The organism is Paenibacillus arenosi (assembly GCF_014841135.1).
Lineage (GTDB): Bacteria > Bacillota > Bacilli > Paenibacillales > Paenibacillaceae > Paenibacillus_B > Paenibacillus_B arenosi.
The window spans coordinates 31,601-49,249 of sequence record NZ_JACYTN010000023.1; the positions used below are offsets into that span (position 1 = coordinate 31,601).

Here is a 17,649-nt window from a genome sequence, read left to right on the forward strand (position 1 = left end):
TTTAATTGGAGGGGACAGCATGTTCAACGTCAGCATGAAGAAGACCGTTATTGCTTCTACACTAGCACTAACCATCGCTACTGGAAGCCTAACAGCAAGTGCAGCACCTAGCATCATCATTAACTACGATCAGTCCACGACTAGTGAAGTAAATCCAATTGTTAAAAATGGAGTTTCCTTAGTTGAAGTTCGCCCGCTCTTGCAGCAGCTCGGCTACAAACTCAAATGGAACAAAACCAATAAAAGTCTGACCGCAAGCAACGCTTCACAAACCGTCGTATTCCAAGCAAATTCAGCGAAAGTGAAGCAGTATAAAGGAAATGCAGAAACCAACCATAACATGCTTGCATCTGCCGAGCTAGTAAAAGGACAGCTCTATGTCCCACTGCGCTCTGTAAGCGATATTATTGGTCTTGAATTAAAGGTAGACGGCACCAAACATACATATACTCTGCATGATTCACAAGCTGCAGCACTAGAAGAGAGACGACTCGAAGAAACAAAAGACTTCTTTGCCAAATTAGCTGCCTATGAAAATAGTGGTGATAGAACTGCTTACCTGAACATGTTCGACAAACAATCTCACTTCTATAAGCTAATGGAGAAGAACCTGAGTCAATACAGCCACAAGCTTATAAAAACGAGCTATGAAGATGTATTGGTAGCAGATGTGAATGAAAATGGGGTTTCCGTCAGCACAACTGTCGTATCCAGCGTTTATAACGGTGACCAAGCAACTGCATCTATGACCATGCCTACTTCCTTCTTAGTAAAGCTAGATAAGAGTGAAGAAGCGCTGGAGAGCATCATTTCCATGACACCAAATTCCGTATCCTATCAACTGAAAGATGGTTGGGAGAAAACGAAAGTAACATTACCTGAAGCAGATCAGCAAGCGTTCAAAGATGTGGCTAACCTCGTGATGGAATCCATCAACACGGAGAACTGGGATAAACTGAACAGCCTATTTACAGCTGATAATTATCTTGTGAAAATGATGCTGTCCAGCAAGTTTAAAACTTTGTTTGCACAAGTTGATATGAAAGCAGAGCTCAAACAGCAAGTTGTGCTTGCGGCAGACGACAAACATGCCTTTTTCGCGACGGTTGAGAAATATACGATGTTGAATCAGACGGATACACCACCTATGGAATCAACGATGCTCTACTCGTTGGAACGAGGAGAAGATGGCAAATGGAAAGTCTCTTCGATCGACGAAATCTCAACTACAGTAATAGGCGGTGAATGATAATGAACCTTCGACTTCGTACTATGCGTACAATCGTTAGCTTTTTCCTGACATTTGCGTTGCTAACTGGTGTTTTCGTTATTCAGCCTGATCAGGCATATGCAAATACGGAAACGGCCGCAACGACTTCACTAGAAGTTAAAAAAGAAGCAGCAGGGCTTATTGAAGAGCATTACGGCATCACATTTTCAGAAGAGCAAATTAAAAACAATACGATGCAGGAACTGACAGCTACGCTTAATGACCCATTTTCTCGTCATATTACGGCTAAAGAATGGGAGCAAATGAACAACTGGTCTGAGAGTGAAGAAATGGCTCATATCGGGATCACATTCGCGAAGCAGCAAGGCCAATATCGTATCGTTACGGTTACTCCAGGATCTCCTGCTGAGCAAGCAGGCTTTAAACAAGGGGATATTATCATTTCTATCGATGGTGCAGCTGTTAAAAATCAAACAAAACAAGATATTTTCTCTGTTTTATTCGGCAAAAAAGATACATCCGTCAAAATGGTTGTACAACGCGGAAAAAATAAGATGACGAAGTCAGTTAAACGCGCCGTTCTTCCTATGGCCGCTGTAGAAGGCCAAATGCTGGACAAACGTACAGGCTATATTCGCATCTACACATTTATGGACCAAATGGTGTATGAGCAATTCGAAGCACAGTGGAATGCACTGCGCAAACAAGGGATGAAATCTGTCATTCTCGATCTTCGCTACAACACAGGCGGGCTGATGGAAGAAACGAGACAAGTTGCCTCCTTACTGCGTGACAAAGGCGTGTTCACTTACTACAAGAGCCCAGCAGGATTAGTATCTACTTCTACTCTTGATAAAGGCAAGAAGCCAGATTACACGATGACGGTTCTAGTAAATGAGTATACAGCGAGCTCTTCAGAAGCTCTTACAGGCTTCCTACAAGGTTATAATCTTGCAACGGTTGTAGGTACCAAAACATACGGCAAAGGCGTTATGCAAATGCCTTATGAGCTTAGCGACGGCTCTTACTTGATGCTGACGACACAAGAATTTTTCGCACCAGACATGACAAAGATTCAACAACAAGGACTTCAGCCGGATGCGATTTCGAAAGATAAAAAAGCGGAGCTGAACCGCCTACTTGTTAACTCCGGGCTTATGAACATATAGAAAGAAAGTAGCCCTATATCTACCTGTCTCCTAATGAAGAATGTATAACTAGAAATAAGCGCCCAGTATTCCTCTTTCAAGATGGATATGCTGGGCGCTTCTATTTATTTTTAGCCCTACCTATGAAAATCATGCAAATATATCAGACTATCAGTACAATCCCTTACTATTTTCTTGCATTTACTATAAGCAGATATATAAGGAGGGATTCCAATGAAATATAAAGTAAACATGAAAGTTGTAAAGCCTAGAAGTTCGATACGAGGTATTAAGACGGTTAGAAGCGCTAATACAACAAAACAGGTTGCTAGATTAAGAGCAAGCAATCCAGATGATATTCAAGATTTGAATGGCGGAAATCTATATCGTCTCGTATACAACCGTATCCTCGCGCCTGGCGTATTTCATGAGTTCCTCTTTAACGGAAGACAAGTGGACAACAACAGAGTTTATAGACCTGTCAGTGGGGGTTGGTGGATTGAAGATAATAATGTTGATCTTCCGACTTGTACTACCAACTACTCCGCTTCCCAATTTCAATGGAATACGGTCCTTTATAATCCAAGTACAGAGTCAAGAGAAGCCAAATTTGTCATCATTGCAAGAAGAACTCAAAATTAAAGAGAATAGAGGGGTAACCTATGCGAGTTAGATTTAACACGAAGGTGATTAAGCCTCGAGGCTCGGCAAGAATATTAAAAACAGCTAGATCTGCTAATACAGCGGTAAATATTCCTGACCATGCTAAGAAACAAAAAGTCACTGTTGCACCTAACGATGCAAAAACAACTCAAGATTTAGGCCAGGGCTTTTACCGATTCACATTTTTTTATGACCTTGATCCGGGCTCTTTCTTCACGTTCTACTTCAGAGGGAGGGAATATAGCAATTATAAACCAATCAGTGGAGGATGGTGGGCTGTAAATAACTTAGAAGACCTCGTTATATGCAATTCCAACTATGCTGTTGATGACTATGACTGGGTCACGGTTCTTTACAATCCTACCGACTATACACGTCAAGCTGCATTCGTCATTACCGCCAAGCAATAGAAGAAACCTTTCTCACAAAACTAAACAGCTAAACTCGACCACTATCCTTGCAATCTACATCATTACTATGATGGACATAAATTAAGTTCAAAATGTGGAGTGATACTACGAATTCAATCATTTAACAAAATACCAATTTGATTGCAGCAAAAAACCACCCTTCTTCTACGCAAACCAAGCGCATAGTCAGAAGGGTGGTTATTCAGATAATACTATTTTACAAACCCCAGTAGCATCTCACGAATGAGTTTGCTCGCTGCAATCTGCGTTTGCTCCGTTGGATCATAGATCGGTGCAACTTCAACCAAGTCGCAGCCGACGATGTTCGCTTCAGAACCAGCAATTAGATGAATCGCTTCAAGCAATTCCTTCGTCGTAATACCGCCAATTTCCGCCGTACCTGTACCAGGTGCGCAGCTAGGGTCCAATACGTCGATATCGATCGTTACATACACCGGACGGCCAGCAAGCTCAGGAAGTACTTTGCGCAAAGGCTCAGCTACTTCATACGGATAGAAATTGATGTTCTCACGAGCATATGCCCACTCCTCACGGGAACCAGAGCGAATGCCGAATTGATAAATATTTTTGCTGCCGATCAACTTCGCTGCTTTAAGCAGTGGTGTTGAGTGAGACAACGGCTCGCCTTCATAGTCTTCACGCAAATCAGCATGCGCATCGATATGAATAATTGCGAGATCAGGGTACTTCTTAAATACCTCTTGAATAACCGGCCACGAAACAAGATGTTCGCCACCAAGCCCGACTGGGAACTTGTTGTCTTTCATCAAGCCCGCTACATACTCTTGAATAACATCCAAGCTACGTGCAGCGTTACCGAATGGCAACAGCAAGTCGCCTGCATCGAAGTATGTTACTTCTTCCAAGCTCTTATCGAGATAAGGGCTGTATTCTTCTAATCCAACAGATGCTTCACGAATGCGGCCAGGGCCGAATCGGGAGCCAGGACGGAATGATACCGTGTAGTCCATCGGCATACCATAGATAACTGCCTTGGATTCCTCATAGTTGTCAGAGCTTAGAATAAATACGTTGCCTGAATATTTTTGATCTAATCTCATCGTCTTCTTCTCCTTTGCGCTCCGCTTACTTCGTCAAATCTTCAACGAACTTCGGCAAGCAGAATGCTGCATGGTGAAGGCGTGAGGAGTAGTATTTTGTTGGCATATCAGGGATTGCAGCTGCATCCACTTCGAGCGGATCATGCGTCTTGCTACCCATTGTGAACGTCCACAAACCGCTTGGGTAAGTTGGAATGTTCGCACCATATACGCGAACGATCGGGAAGATTTCCTTCACGTCACGGTTAACTTGCTGAATGAGATCAGCTTTGAACCAAGGGTTGTCCGTTTGTGCAACAAACAGGCCATCCTCTTTCAATGCTTCGTAGATGCCTTGGTAGAAACCACGCTCGAATAGCGGTGCTGCAGGGCCTACTGGCTCTGTTGAGTCTACCATAATTACATCATACTCATTTTTGCTGTTCAAAATGTGCATGTAGCCATCGTTAACAATGACTTCTACACGAGGGTTGTCCAGCTCGCCAGCGATTTCTGGCAAGTACTGTTTGGAGTACTCGATGACTTTACCGTCAATTTCAACAAGTACAGCCTTCTCAACAGAAGGATGCTTCAAAATTTCGCGAATAACGCCGCCGTCTCCTCCGCCTACAACTAGAACTTTTTTCGGATTCGGATGCGTCACAAGCGCAGGATGAGCAACCATTTCATGATATACAAACTCGTCTTTAACTGTCGTCATAACCATGCCGTCCAGTACGAGCATTCTGCCGAATTCTTCGGTCTCCACCATCGCTAAATGTTGGAATGGCGTCTGTTCATCTACATAAGTCTCGCGAACCTTTGCCGTAATGCCGAATGCCGGCGTTTGCTTCTCCGTAAACCACAATTCCATAACAATCAACCTTCTTTCTTCTGGTGATGGTATCGTTGGTCCCAGTTAGAAATGCTCGTAATGGTTCAGGTGTAACATTCGTAACACTTCATCTCCAATTTGCACCAAACAAAAGATATTATATAGAATCCCCCCCAAAAATCAACCTATTTATATCATCGATAGAAAAATGAACAGGCTTACACCCTGATTAAACTGTAGTAAAATGGAAAATAGACTTGCAGCAATTAAATTCATTATTCGCGTAACACTCTTATTTCTATTCAAAAAAAGGAGATCGAACAGCGATGAAAATGTACCAACGATTACTAACATCTATGATTGTGTGCTTACTATTATTTTTCAGCTTCACTAGCTCTAATTCTCTTGCCTATTCAGGAACATTTGAACAAGATGAATCTCATTACAAAGTAGTAGATATAACCAAGTTGGATAAAAAGTACATCGATGCCGTAAACTCAGCAGCAAAAAAGGAGTCAGTTCTCGTCGCCAAGCCACTTGTTAAGCAAATACTAGGTATCGACATTTCAAGCTATAAACCTGTTTTCAACACAGAGACCAACCAATTACGTCTATACAAGAAAAAAAGTGCAATCATTGGCGTCGATTTCGATGACTTCAATAGAATAAACGGAATTTATTTTGTTCAATAGTCAAGGGGTTGTGCCCAAACAAGCTATTTTGAGTGCAAATCACGTTACAATGAATATCCTTAATGTTCCTTTTCCATACTGATTACTAAGATCAGCTGCGGCATTGCTGTCGCATGAGGAAAAGAGGAACTCGAAATGGCCGTCACAACGCAACGCAAAATAAAAAACCGCTGGCTCCGATGGTTGTTGACCGGCTTTATCACTCTATTCGTACTCGGCCTAGGCACGACAGTAACCGTACTAGGCTACTTATATATGACAGACCTGCCCCCTTCGCAAATTCAGCAGGATTCCGAGCTGTTAGACCGAGAAGGTAAACCTGTTGCTATGCTTACATCTGGATCAATGCAACGGCAATCCGTCAAGATTGATCAAATCTCACCGTATATCATCGATGGAACAATTGCCACAGAAGACCGTGGCTTCTATAATCACTGGGGAATAGATGCACGCGGTATCGTCAGAGCAACTCTCGTTAACTTAGAGCACATGTCAAAACGACAAGGAGCAAGCACACTCACACAGCAGTTGGCGCGAAATCTATATTTGTCGCATGAACGAACATGGAAGCGCAAGCTGAAAGAGGCATTGCTCGCCTTACAGCTTGAAATGAAATATAACAAAGACGAAATTTTAGCGTTGTACTTAAATAACGTCTACTACGGGCACGGCTCTTACGGAATCGAAGCTGCCTCACAAATGTACTTCGGCAAATCAGCTCATAAGCTGTCGCTTGCTGAAAGTGCGATGCTTGTCGGCATCCCGCGCGGGCCTTCTTATTATTCGCCTTGGTTAAATATGAAAAATGCAAAAGATCGACAGCAAGTTATCCTTCGCGGCATGGTTGAGCTTGGTCAAATTACAGAACTTCAGGCCAAAAAAGCGTATGACGAAGTGCTCACGTTCCGTTCACGTACCGATCGTTCTGAGCTGCTGGTTGCCCCGTATTTTCGTGATTATGTAAAAAAAGAATTGAGTGCACTAGGGATTTCCGAGGCAACACTTGCCACAGGGGGCCTTCGTATCTATACGACGCTGGATCGTCAGGCTCAAGCAGCCGCCGAAGCTGCAATAGCTAAGCATATCCCTGAGGAAGGCGAATTGCAGGCAGCCATGGTTTCCATTGACCCTCGCTCAGGTGATGTAAAAGCAATGATTGGAGGCAAGGACTATCGCACCAATCAATACAATCGCGTTTTTGCGGAGACAAGGCAGCCTGGCTCATCATTTAAGCCAATCGTCTATCTAGCTGCACTTGAAAAGAAAGCTATAACGTCAGCTACGCGCTTCGTGAGCCAACCGACTTCATTTACCTATGACGAGGGCCGCAAAGTGTACAAGCCTAACAACTATGGCGATAAATATTATGGGGATATTATGCTTCGACAAGCCATTGCAGCATCGGATAATATTTATGCCGTCAATACGTTGATGCAAGTTGGCGCTGAGCAAGTTGTTCGTATGGCGGAGAGATTGGGCATTCACAATGGACTTAAGCCTCTTCCCTCGTTAGCATTAGGCACTTTTCCTGTTAGTCCTTTTCAAATGGCAACCGCCTATGCTGTACTTAGCAATGAAGGGCGGCAAGTAACCCCGCGTACCGTGCTAGCGGTAACCGATGCGGGTGGACGTTTATTGTATGAAGCACCCGCACCTGTGGAGCAGCAAGTTGTCCTCCCCGAGGAGGCATATATCCTTACTAACCTGATGGAGAGTGTATTTGAGGCAGGAGGAACAGGTAATCGGGTATCAACCCTTATTAAACGACCTGTAGCTGGCAAAACAGGAACAACTGATTCCGATTCTTGGATCGTTGGTTATACACCTGAGCTGGCAACCGCCGTTTGGGTAGGCTATGACAAAGGCAAAAAGATAACACAGACAGACGCTCGTCGATCCGCGCCGATATTTGCCCAGTTCACTGAAAAAGCATTGGCGAATGTACCACCGAAGCTGTTCCCTGTACCAGATAACATTGTAAGTACCTATATTGATCCGAATACCGGGAAGCTTGCGGGCGAAGGCTGTAATGCCAAACAACTTGAAACCTTTGTTCGTGGTACAGAACCTAAAGAAATATGTAATGAGCATGATCAACAACAAGTCCGCAAGTCTAAGTCAGAAACTATATTACCCGAAGCAGAAGATAAGAAAAAGTCTTGGTGGCAGCATTTTAAACGCTGGTGGTCGGATTAAAAATGGAAATAAATGAAGTAAAAGCCCTGAAGATGCTTCTACAGGGCTTTTATTTATTGTTCTTACTTATGTTTTACTATTCAATTTAAAAAGTCTGCTGAGCAACTAGGATTCTTCCATTGTAGTTGAGCTATTTAATTGCCCTCTATCAACCTTCAGATGTAATCCCGGCCAAAAAGCAGCACGTCCTAATACAGCCGTAATTGCTGGCACTAACAGCGGGCGAACAATAAACGTATCAAGTAGTACACCTAGCGCCGTAACTGTACCAAACTGCACTAACACTTGAATAGGTAAAGAGGCAAGTACTGCAAATGTGCCCGCTAGTATAATTCCAGCCGAAGTGATGACGGAACTCGTCTCACTGACACCTTCACGAATAGCTTGCTTTAGCGGCAAAGACCGGCTCTTTTGCCAAATACGAGACACCATAAAAATGTTATAGTCCTCACCTAAGGCAACAAGAAAGACAAATGCATAGAGCGGTATTGCGCCTTGTATCGCCTCTACACCGAATCCATAATGGAAAATGATCCACCCCAGACCTAGTGCAGAGAAATACGACAACACTACCGTAGCAATTAAATATATAGTCGCGACAATGGAGCGCAAATAAATGAGCAGCAATAAGGAAATAAGACCAATAACAACTGGAATAATAAGCTGTGTATCTCGTTGGCCTATTACCTTCGTATCATACTGTGCAGCAGTTTGACCGCCTATCCATACTTTTTGTTCAACTTCCGACAATCCTGCTTGCTGAAGCGATAGCTCTACCGTCGAACGAATAGCTGGTATATGCTCCATTGCCTCTGTGGAGTAAGGGTTTATATCCAACTCAATGTTGTGAGCGATAATCTCTTTGTTTTCCTGCCCCACTTGAGGTTCGGACACATTGGATACAAACGGCAGGGCGCTCAAAGCCTCTTCCACGGAAGTTGGCTTGCCATTTGAATCATAGATGACTTGAACGGGAGCCAGTTTACCAACCGCAAATTGCTCTCCGATTACTGTAAATCCTTCTCTGGATTCCATGCTGGACGGAAAGGAAGACAACAGATCATACGTATACTTGATTTGTGGTGAGAAGCTTGCAAGGCCACCTAGCAAAAGAAGCGTCGCGACAATAACACTCCAAGGTCTACTCACAACCAACCTCCCTACACGACTGTCTGAAGGGTTAGCCTGCTTCTCCTGAATGCGACCTGTCTTACCAGTACGTTTCGCTCTTTCTTCCTGCATCTGTGGTGTGCGAGGAATGAATGGGAAGAAGGAAACTCTCCCTAGAATAGCAAGCATAGCAGGAACTAGCGTCAAACTAGCTATCCCCATAATAAATATCGAAATACTGAATGGCACAGCAAAACGCTGATAAGGCCCATATTCAGCAAGCAGCAGGGCAAATAGTGCAAGCACAACCGTAAGACCGCTCATTGCAATAGCACCTGCCGAACCACGGAAGGCAGAGACTAAGGCGCGAACTTTATTAGCTTCTACCGTCAACATCTGTCGATAATGCGAAATTAGGAATAAGCAGTAATCCGTACCAGCGCCAAACAAAAGGACTGTCATAATGGAAATGGCTTGCGCATCCACCGTAATCCAGCCTTGTTGAGCCATGTATCCTAATATTGGACTCGTAACACCAAAGGCGAACCCTACCGCAATTAATGGAATGAGTGCGAGTATCGGCGAGCGATAAATAAGCAACAATATGACCACAACAAGCAGAACCGTTCCAATAAGCAAGGATACATCTGCATTTTTAAACAATCCTGTAGCATCAATTTGAATACCAACAGGCCCGGTAATACGGGCAGACAGCTTCTCCTTATCATCTAAACTTGCGTTGAATGGATCATCAACGAACTGAGCTGTGACATCTCGCTTTAACTGTTCCACACCTTCTTTTAATTGGTCAGGATCTGCCTGTTCTTCAAAAATAACTGGAAGGACGAGCGTAGAACGATCATCCGATAACTGCGACATTACCGCAGGGGCTGGGAGTTGATGCAAAGGTATAACCTTTTCCATATACGGCAAAGGAGATTGCTCCCATTGCTTCGTTAATGCCTGCAGCTTTTGAATATCTTCGACCTGGATGCCTCCCTCACGCTTCCATACGGTCAGTGCTGGTGAGCCTTCTGCACTTGGAAATTGTTTGTTGGCTATTTGTTCCGCCTGAACAGACGGAGCCGAATCAGGCAGACTTGGCTCATTATTTTTCTCTTGTGAATTAACATTCGGCCAAATGAAGCTTAACACGATCACAACAGCAATCCAGACCGCTAGTGTTATCCATCTGCCATACTTTCCAGTAACCCACCTGGTTACTCCACGATAACTTTCCATTGTGCTCCTCCTTTATTTCGGTTACACCTACTCACCAATAGTTACTTCGTTCTCTACCCATGCTGCGGGTGATTTTTACAGCGTAGAAAGGTATACTAGACCATAACTAAAGTCCGACTAAATCTGTTGTCTAAACGTATGAATTAAGAAATCATAATATTATATATACCCGAAGGTTAATATTTAAACAAGTACTTTTTTTATTATATAGATGCACTTATTCTGGAAATGGAGTGACCTTATACGTGTTGAAGCAAAAACGAACATCTCGTACCCCTGGCAGACCGAAACTCAATGAACAAGATATGCCTATTCAGGAGCTCATTATTCGAACAGCTGCCAAGACATTTATGGAACAAGGATATGAAGCTATATCTTTACAGCAAATTGCTGCTATATGCGGCGTTACGAAAGCTACTATTTATTACTACTACTCCAACAAGGCCGAACTTTTCACCGCGTCTATCGAACATATGCTGACAATTGCACATCAGGCGACTAAATCTCTAATGGATAGTGAAGGGCATTTGCGCGATCGTTTGGAACGTGTCGCTTATGTTAAGATTGCGCGGCCCCATAGTGACTTGGAAACGATGTTAAAAGAGGCAGAAAAACAGCTATCTGAGGAACACGTACAGCGAATTCGCTTGGCTGAGCAAATGTTGTATGATTTGCTCGCACGCCATTTTGAGGAAGCGATGACACAAGGACAACTGCAATCAGGATCGTCTCTGCTGCTCGCCCATGCTTTCTCCTCATTGCTCATGATGGGTAACCGCGATAGCGCGCGCCAACTGTTCTCATCTCATGAGGAGTTGGCTACCTCTATCGTAGATCTTTTCTGGCAAGGAGCAATGAAGAAGTAGCAGCTAAAGAGCATTTTAAACGCTGGTAGTCAGAGTAAACATTGCCTGGCGTGAAATTACGCGAACTTTGTCGAATTTTACCTATTGAACTCGAAAGCGAATTTTGCTAATATTTGTAACGTAGCCTTTAGACATGATTCACCATTGAATTAATGCTTGAGGTTACATTTTTGCGTTGAATTAAATCCCTTCATTAGGTAACAGACGTTTGCCCACCCCGCGACTTTATATTCTGGGGTGGGACTTTTTTTGTCTTTTTTCCGCTATTAGTGCCCTTTCTATCTCACAGCCCCACAAGTAAGCAAGAAAAAAAACAACCCTCATTACCGCAGCAAGCTACGGAACAAAGGTTGTTTATTCATCATTATCACGCCTCTAACGCCGACTTAAACTCGTCTGGAGTACGTTCCCACCATTCTGCATTATGCGTTTCAAGCAATTGACGAAGCGCTGCTTTTTCTTCAGCACCAAGTCCGTCAACGATAACACGGCGCTTCATCGCATAATCCATCTTATTTACGTGTTCAGCTAGAATCTTCCATCCGCGCTTAGCTTCTGTATCTACCAGCATCTCGCAAGCTGACAATCCTCCGTAGAAAGAGCCTTCTGGTGAACGATCTACCGCAACCCATACAATCCAGCATTGACGACCGTTAGGCACGTCTTCCTTATTCATGGAGAATTTAATGCCACGCTCTACTTTACTTTTTGCGTGCATCGCACCCATATCGATGTAAGCTCGGCCCTCATCGATAATGACTGGAGATACACTATTCAGATCGATGCTGCCTGCACCGAATCCTTTATGCTTATCATTGCTGCTTACAACATTAAATGCAAGCTGCTTCTTAGCTTTCTTTTCTTGTTCCATTGTCTATTACTCCTTCCTCGTATGCAGATGCTCTCTCCTTATTGTCTAGATAGCAGCATACAACCGGATCACAATCATTTTTTATTTTAGCTAATAATCGGATAAAAGCCAACATATACATGCGGTAGATGCTTGTCAACGGGAGGTACAAATCAATGACCCGAGCTCATGCTTATCGCTCCGCCTTATATGCTATCGCATTGATGACAACGGGGTTCTGCTTGCTAATATGGCTGCTGCCTAATGAACTAGTCCCTTCAGTCGGACCTGAAGCAGCCGGACAAATTACGAGGAAAGAGGGGCCCACTGCTCCCCCACCACCTCCGATCGATACTCCACGCTCAGAGCGAGTTGCAGAGTATCATATTGACGTGAAATTGGACGAGGCGTCCAAGACCCTACGCGGCTTGCAAGCAGTAACTTGGAGTAATCCAGGGCGCAAAACCGTAAATGAGCTGTATTTCCACCTCTATCCGAATGCCTTTGAATCCGCGGATACCACTTTTATGAAAGAGTCAGGAGGGAAGCTGCGGGGAGATAAAATGCCTACAAATGGATATGGCAATATGCGGCTCACCGCCATTCAGACGGAAGATGGCTTGCCTCTTATGAATCGACTGGAATATGTTCAGCCAGACGATGGCAATGCGAAAGATCGAACGGTGATTAAGCTACGCCTACCCCAACCGGTCAAAGCTGGTGAGAGCATTACATTAAAAATGAAATATGAAGTTAAGCTACCGAGCATATTTGCACGCATGGGCGCCACTGACAACTTCGTTATGGCAGGACAATGGTTCCCGAAGTTGGCAGCCTATGAAAAGGCAGGTACAAGAGGACGCAATACGGATGGATGGAATGTGCATCAATACCATGGCAACTCCGAGTTTTACTCGAATTATGGGATTTTCAATGTCCGAATTCAAGTTCCCGAATCTTATATCGTCGCAGCAACTGGATTTCCCACAAAAACACCCGTGACTGCCAATGGTAATAAGGTGTATCACTTTTATGCCGATGATGTACATGATTTCGCGTGGGCAGCGTCTCCTCATTTCATCTATGTAGAAGAACCTTTCTCGTCCAAAAATATACCTGGTGTGCGTATTAAGCTTTATTTAGACCCGAAGCACCAAGCGTTAAAAGAACGTTATATGTATGCAGCCAAAGCTGCATTAAACCAATTTAGTCAATGGTATGGAGAGTATCCGTACTCCACTTTATCTATTGTAGTGCCCCCACTTGAGGCAAACGGTGCAGGCGGCATGGAATATCCAACACTGGTAACGACATTTGGAGCAGGAGACGATAGCCCAGGCTATGACCTAGAACGAACCGTTGTACATGAGATTGGCCACCAATATTTCTACGGCCTACTCGCTTCCAACGAATTCGAGGAAGCCTGGCTCGATGAAGGCTTTACGTCTTACGCAGAAGATAAGCTTATGGAATCGGAATTTGGGATTACCCCGAATTTGATGGTGGAGTCTAGTTACATTACTTCCCCTGCCCCATTAAAGCAGTCGGCTTGGCAGTATCATAATCAAGAGCACTATGCAGAAAATGTTTACGTGAGAGCAAAGCTTGTACTCGTAGCCTTAGAGCGTCAAGTAGGCGAAAAGACAATGAAACGTATTTTAAAAACCTACACCGAGAAATACCGCTTTAAACATCCTACGACGGCCGACTTTCAACGTGTAGTCGAGTCGGTTACTAAACAGAACTGGTCTTCCTTTTTTAATCAATATGTGTACGATCGACAGATGGCTGACTTCGCAGTGGAATCTATTGAACTAAACGAAATCGGTCACCAGTATGAATCCATCGTGCATATTACGAAACGTGGGGCCGACTATCCCGAAGTGCCCATTGTATTCCGATTCGAAGATGGGAGTACAACGAGAAAAGTATGGTCCGGCGAAGGAGATCGCATACAATACAAGCTGACCCATTCCTCACCGCTCTCTTGGGTATTCGTCGACCCTCTGCATACAATCGTGTTGGACAACAAACAAATTAATAACTACATGAAGGCGTCTGTAAAAGAACCAGTACGCACTCGTGTCGATTGGACAGCAATGAAATGGATCGAAATGATGAGTAAGCTGTTAGGATGGTGATCAGTAGATGACGATGAAAACTCATATTCGTGCGGGATGGGATTGGGTCAAAGAGCATCTATACATCTGGATTATTCTATTTATGTATCAGCTGTTATGGGGATTCTTCTTATACCGCTTCATTGATCATATCGTCGTTCCGTTGCTGCAACGCTATCCTGAGCCTGCACCAACAGAATTAAGCCGTTCTTTATTCCATATCGAGGCGCACTTTCAATTGACCAAAACAACAGAATACGCACCTTATTTATGGACACTTGTCGGATTTGTGGCGCTTCGGATGCTGTTTACTCCACTCATTCATGCAGGATTGCTATACAGCATGTCTTATTCGCAACGTAATAGTAAAGGACTTGCATTCTTTCGCGGTATGAAAGCACTATGGAAATCGATGAGCTTGCTATATATATTCGAAATGATTATTGTTCTTCTCCCTGCCTATTGGATCGTACCCAAATTAACGGCCCTTCTAGAAAGTACTATGGGTGCAACTGAACTATTACAAAATGCAGCACCATTACTCGTTCTGTGGCTTGCCGGTGGCTGGATTGTACATCACTTGTTCTTATTTATGCAATTTGGAAAGGCCAGTGAACAATCGATAGGGCCAGCCTTGGTTACTGGTGTGCGTGGCCTCCTGCCTATTCTCGGAATATCTTTATTATTCCTTGCTATAGGTTTTCTCGGAAGTGCACTAGTAACAGCGGCAGCCATGTTTTGGACAGGAATGACCGCACTTTTATTACAGCAGGCTTATCCAGCCATAAGGACTTTGTTACAAATATGGAGTCTTTCTAGTCGGTTTGATGTGTGGCAAAAGATCGACAACAGGCCGTTTTGAACAGATTGCATGCGTAAAATCGAGATATAGTGAGAAAATAAACAAAAAAGAATGAAGTAAACGCTTGCTTGAGCCTAAACGATGGGTTTAAGCAAGTTTTTTTGCGTTTTTGGACATAAGCAGTTTGTAAAATCGGAAAATGTCTGTTAAAATAAACCTTAGATTTATTACAAGTTTGTCATGAACGACGATGAAATTCTTGCAAAATTGTAATTACGTGTGACGGAAAGAAAGATGTCCTATTATGAAAGCCGAATTCCCGAGACATCCGGGAAGCGGGGGAACCAAGTTTTTGGGTGAATTGATCTCGGATTGCACAGGGATCATAGGGAGACCTTCAACCGAACCCTACAGCTAACCTCGCAGGCACGGAAGGGGAACCTATAGTTGAAGAAGAAATTAATCACAGCCGCACTGGCGACAAGCCTACTGCTTTCATTTGGAGCAGGAAGTGCATTCGCAGCAACATCAATGGATAGCGCAATCGACAAAGTAATCGGAGTAGATTACAAATACGGTGGTACAACAACAAGCGGCTTTGATTGCTCAGGTTTCACTAGCTACATATTCAACAAACTAGGCTTGGATTTGTCTCGTACATCTGGCTCTCAGTTTGAAGAAGGTACCAAAGTTTCTAAAGACGACCTTCGTCCTGGAGATCTTGTATTCTTCAATACTAGCGGCAAAGGTGTTTCCCATGTTGGTATCTTTGTAGGCGACGGTAAGTTCGCTCACTCTGCTACGAATAAGGGTGTTACAATCGACAAGCTTAGCATGAACTACTACGAAGAGCGTTACTTGGGTGCTCGTCGCGTAATGAGCGACACACAATACGAGAAAAACGCGAAATAGCAATTATTTCTTTTATACGAAATACTCGATACCAAGCCCGGTGGGAGGTGGCTAACACATCCTGTCGGGTTTTTTATTATCCCCTCACCTGCTATTCGAAAGGAGAATTTCCATGTACGTCTGGTTTCATCGACGTGATTTGCGTACGACAGACATGCGATTATTTGATAAGCTTCGCTCATTGCACATGACTGGCATTCATTTGCTCGTTATAGATCCTATATTGTTAGATGAACGACGCGCTCATGAGCACAGCGGTCGACATTTCTTGCAGCAGGTTAGTCGCCTGCAACAATACTACCAACAAGCCAACCAGCAGCTAGTGATTGTCTACGGCTCACCTGATCAAGTTCTACTCAAGTTAGCCTCCCACTACCCACTGCAAATAGTGGCTTTTCATGAGGACTTGACTCCTTATGCCAAGCAACGTGATCAGACACTATTCCATACGGCTCGAGCTTGCGGGCTAGAAACAATAACAGATATGGATCATATGCTTATCGATGCTGATTCTTTTGATCATTTCACCAACCGCGATCAGCCTTACAAAGTATTTACCCCATTTTATAGCAAATGGAAACAGGCTATGCATCTTTTTGCGGAACCACCTATGCTTACTTCGCTAACTGACCTTGTAACCGTACAAGTTTCGCCGAGTATTGTAGAAGCTTTTACGCTACCTGTATGGTTGTATGACGCATTGAAGTCAACATCCCCTTCAATTTCGACAGAAGATCCGCAGAATAAACTACAACAATTCTTCGTAGAAAAGCTTCCTGACTACGAACAAGGAAGAGATAGGTATGGATGGAGTTACACAAGCCAAATGAGTGGATATATAAACACAGGAGCTATTTCTATTCGACAAGTATACGAACAAGCGACACTAACGGGGAGTTCTTATGTAGATAGCTGGATTCGCCAGCTCGCATGGCGCGACTTTTATCTTTATCAAGCATTGCGAAATCCTAATTATTTCTCGTATGAAAAGAACTTGGATTGGTCTGGGTTCAGCACAGCTGCATTCGATTATTGGGCGGAAGCGAGAACGGGAATACCCATCATTGATGCCGCCATGACACAGTTAAAAGAAACAGGTGAAATGCCTAATCGCCTTCGGATGGTGACGGCCATGTTCTTAACGAAGCAGCTTCTTTGTCCTTTTTTCTATGGTGAAGCTTATTTCAGGGACAAGCTAGCTGACTACGATCATGTACTCAATCGAGGTGGATGGCTGTGGAGCTCTTCGCTAGGATATGATGCTGCCCCCTATTTTCGTATAATGAACCCGGTACGCCAATCAGAGACCTACGATCCGAGCGGCGCTTATATTCGGCGTTGGCTGCCACAGCTCGCTCACCTCTCTGACAAAGCGATACATCAGCCACAAACGAATGCCATTGTCGATTTGAAGCAAGCTCGCCTTCGCGCAATTGAGCAATACAGCTTGCTGTTGAAGCAAAACAAATGAAAAAAGCAGGCTTTTCGGAATTTTATCGTCCGATGTAAGC

15 protein-coding genes and 1 riboswitch are annotated in these 17,649 nt (G+C 43.8%); of the genes, 11 read left to right on the top strand and 4 right to left on the bottom strand.

The features are described from left to right. Positions 1-19 precede the first annotated feature (19 nt). From IFO66_RS19500 to IFO66_RS19515, 4 genes are all read left to right on the top strand, one after another. Positions 20-1,249 carry a copper amine oxidase N-terminal domain-containing protein gene (locus IFO66_RS19500; protein WP_192026766.1) on the top strand — a complete coding sequence of 410 codons (1,230 nt, stop codon included), beginning with the start codon at positions 20-22 and terminating at the stop codon, positions 1,247-1,249. 2 nt (positions 1,250-1,251) lie between these two features. Next, positions 1,252-2,400: a S41 family peptidase gene (locus IFO66_RS19505; protein WP_192026767.1), complete on the top strand. Its 1,149-nt coding sequence runs from the start codon at positions 1,252-1,254 to the stop codon at positions 2,398-2,400. Between the two features lie 213 nt (positions 2,401-2,613). Beyond that, the gene (locus IFO66_RS19510; protein ID WP_192026768.1) at positions 2,614-3,021 is read left to right on the top strand and encodes a hypothetical protein; all 408 of its coding nucleotides are present in this window, start codon (positions 2,614-2,616) and stop codon (positions 3,019-3,021) included. Positions 3,022-3,041: 20 nt separating this feature from the next. After that, positions 3,042-3,452: a hypothetical protein gene (locus IFO66_RS19515; RefSeq protein WP_192026769.1), complete on the top strand. Its 411-nt coding sequence runs from the start codon at positions 3,042-3,044 to the stop codon at positions 3,450-3,452. A 212-nt stretch (positions 3,453-3,664) separates the two neighbouring features. Here IFO66_RS19515 and speB read toward each other — a convergent pair whose 3' ends face one another. Then, positions 3,665-4,534: an agmatinase gene (speB, locus tag IFO66_RS19520; RefSeq protein WP_028594950.1), complete on the bottom strand. Its 870-nt coding sequence runs from the start codon at positions 4,532-4,534 to the stop codon at positions 3,665-3,667. 25 nt (positions 4,535-4,559) lie between these two features. After that, positions 4,560-5,387 carry a polyamine aminopropyltransferase gene (speE, locus tag IFO66_RS19525; RefSeq protein WP_192026770.1) on the bottom strand — a complete coding sequence of 276 codons (828 nt, stop codon included), beginning with the start codon at positions 5,385-5,387 and terminating at the stop codon, positions 4,560-4,562. A 287-nt stretch (positions 5,388-5,674) separates the two neighbouring features. Between speE and IFO66_RS19530 the strand changes: the two genes are divergently transcribed. Together IFO66_RS19530 and IFO66_RS19535 are read left to right on the top strand one after the other, a co-directional pair. Continuing rightward, positions 5,675-6,040 (top strand): hypothetical protein, encoded by a 366-nt coding sequence (locus IFO66_RS19530; RefSeq protein WP_192026771.1) that lies wholly within the window; start codon positions 5,675-5,677, stop codon positions 6,038-6,040. Positions 6,041-6,175: 135 nt separating this feature from the next. Next, positions 6,176-8,236, top strand: a complete 2,061-nt coding sequence (locus IFO66_RS19535) for a transglycosylase domain-containing protein (protein WP_192026772.1) — start codon at positions 6,176-6,178, stop codon at positions 8,234-8,236. A 105-nt stretch (positions 8,237-8,341) separates the two neighbouring features. Here IFO66_RS19535 and IFO66_RS19540 read toward each other — a convergent pair whose 3' ends face one another. Then, entirely contained in the window at positions 8,342-10,588 is a 2,247-nt protein-coding gene (locus tag IFO66_RS19540; RefSeq protein WP_192026773.1) for an MMPL family transporter, read from the bottom strand. A 245-nt stretch (positions 10,589-10,833) separates the two neighbouring features. On the opposite strand from IFO66_RS19540, the gene IFO66_RS19545 reads away from it, so the two are divergent. After that, on the top strand, positions 10,834-11,454 hold the full coding sequence (locus IFO66_RS19545; protein WP_192026774.1) for a TetR family transcriptional regulator: 621 nt from the start codon (positions 10,834-10,836) through the stop codon (positions 11,452-11,454). A 367-nt stretch (positions 11,455-11,821) separates the two neighbouring features. Here IFO66_RS19545 and IFO66_RS19550 read toward each other — a convergent pair whose 3' ends face one another. Further along, positions 11,822-12,325: a YwhD family protein gene (locus IFO66_RS19550; RefSeq protein ID WP_028594945.1), complete on the bottom strand. Its 504-nt coding sequence runs from the start codon at positions 12,323-12,325 to the stop codon at positions 11,822-11,824. Between the two features lie 155 nt (positions 12,326-12,480). Here IFO66_RS19550 and IFO66_RS19555 point away from each other — a divergent pair, with 155 nt between their 5' ends. The 4 genes from IFO66_RS19555 (at position 12,481) to IFO66_RS19570 (ending at position 17,609) form a co-directional block, all read left to right on the top strand. Then, positions 12,481-14,445, top strand: a complete 1,965-nt coding sequence (locus IFO66_RS19555; protein ID WP_192026775.1) for a M1 family metallopeptidase — start codon at positions 12,481-12,483, stop codon at positions 14,443-14,445. Positions 14,446-14,452: 7 nt separating this feature from the next. After that, the gene (locus IFO66_RS19560; RefSeq protein WP_225445913.1) at positions 14,453-15,286 is read left to right on the top strand and encodes a carbamoyl transferase; all 834 of its coding nucleotides are present in this window, start codon (positions 14,453-14,455) and stop codon (positions 15,284-15,286) included. A 239-nt stretch (positions 15,287-15,525) separates the two neighbouring features. Then, positions 15,526-15,670, top strand: a riboswitch (cyclic di-AMP (ydaO/yuaA leader). Between the two features lie 3 nt (positions 15,671-15,673). After that, complete coding sequence (locus IFO66_RS19565; protein WP_192026776.1) at positions 15,674-16,138, top strand: C40 family peptidase; 465 nt, start codon at positions 15,674-15,676, stop codon at positions 16,136-16,138. Positions 16,139-16,250: 112 nt separating this feature from the next. Continuing rightward, entirely contained in the window at positions 16,251-17,609 is a 1,359-nt protein-coding gene (locus tag IFO66_RS19570; RefSeq protein WP_192026777.1) for a cryptochrome/photolyase family protein, read from the top strand. The last annotated feature ends 40 nt before the right edge of the window (positions 17,610-17,649 follow it).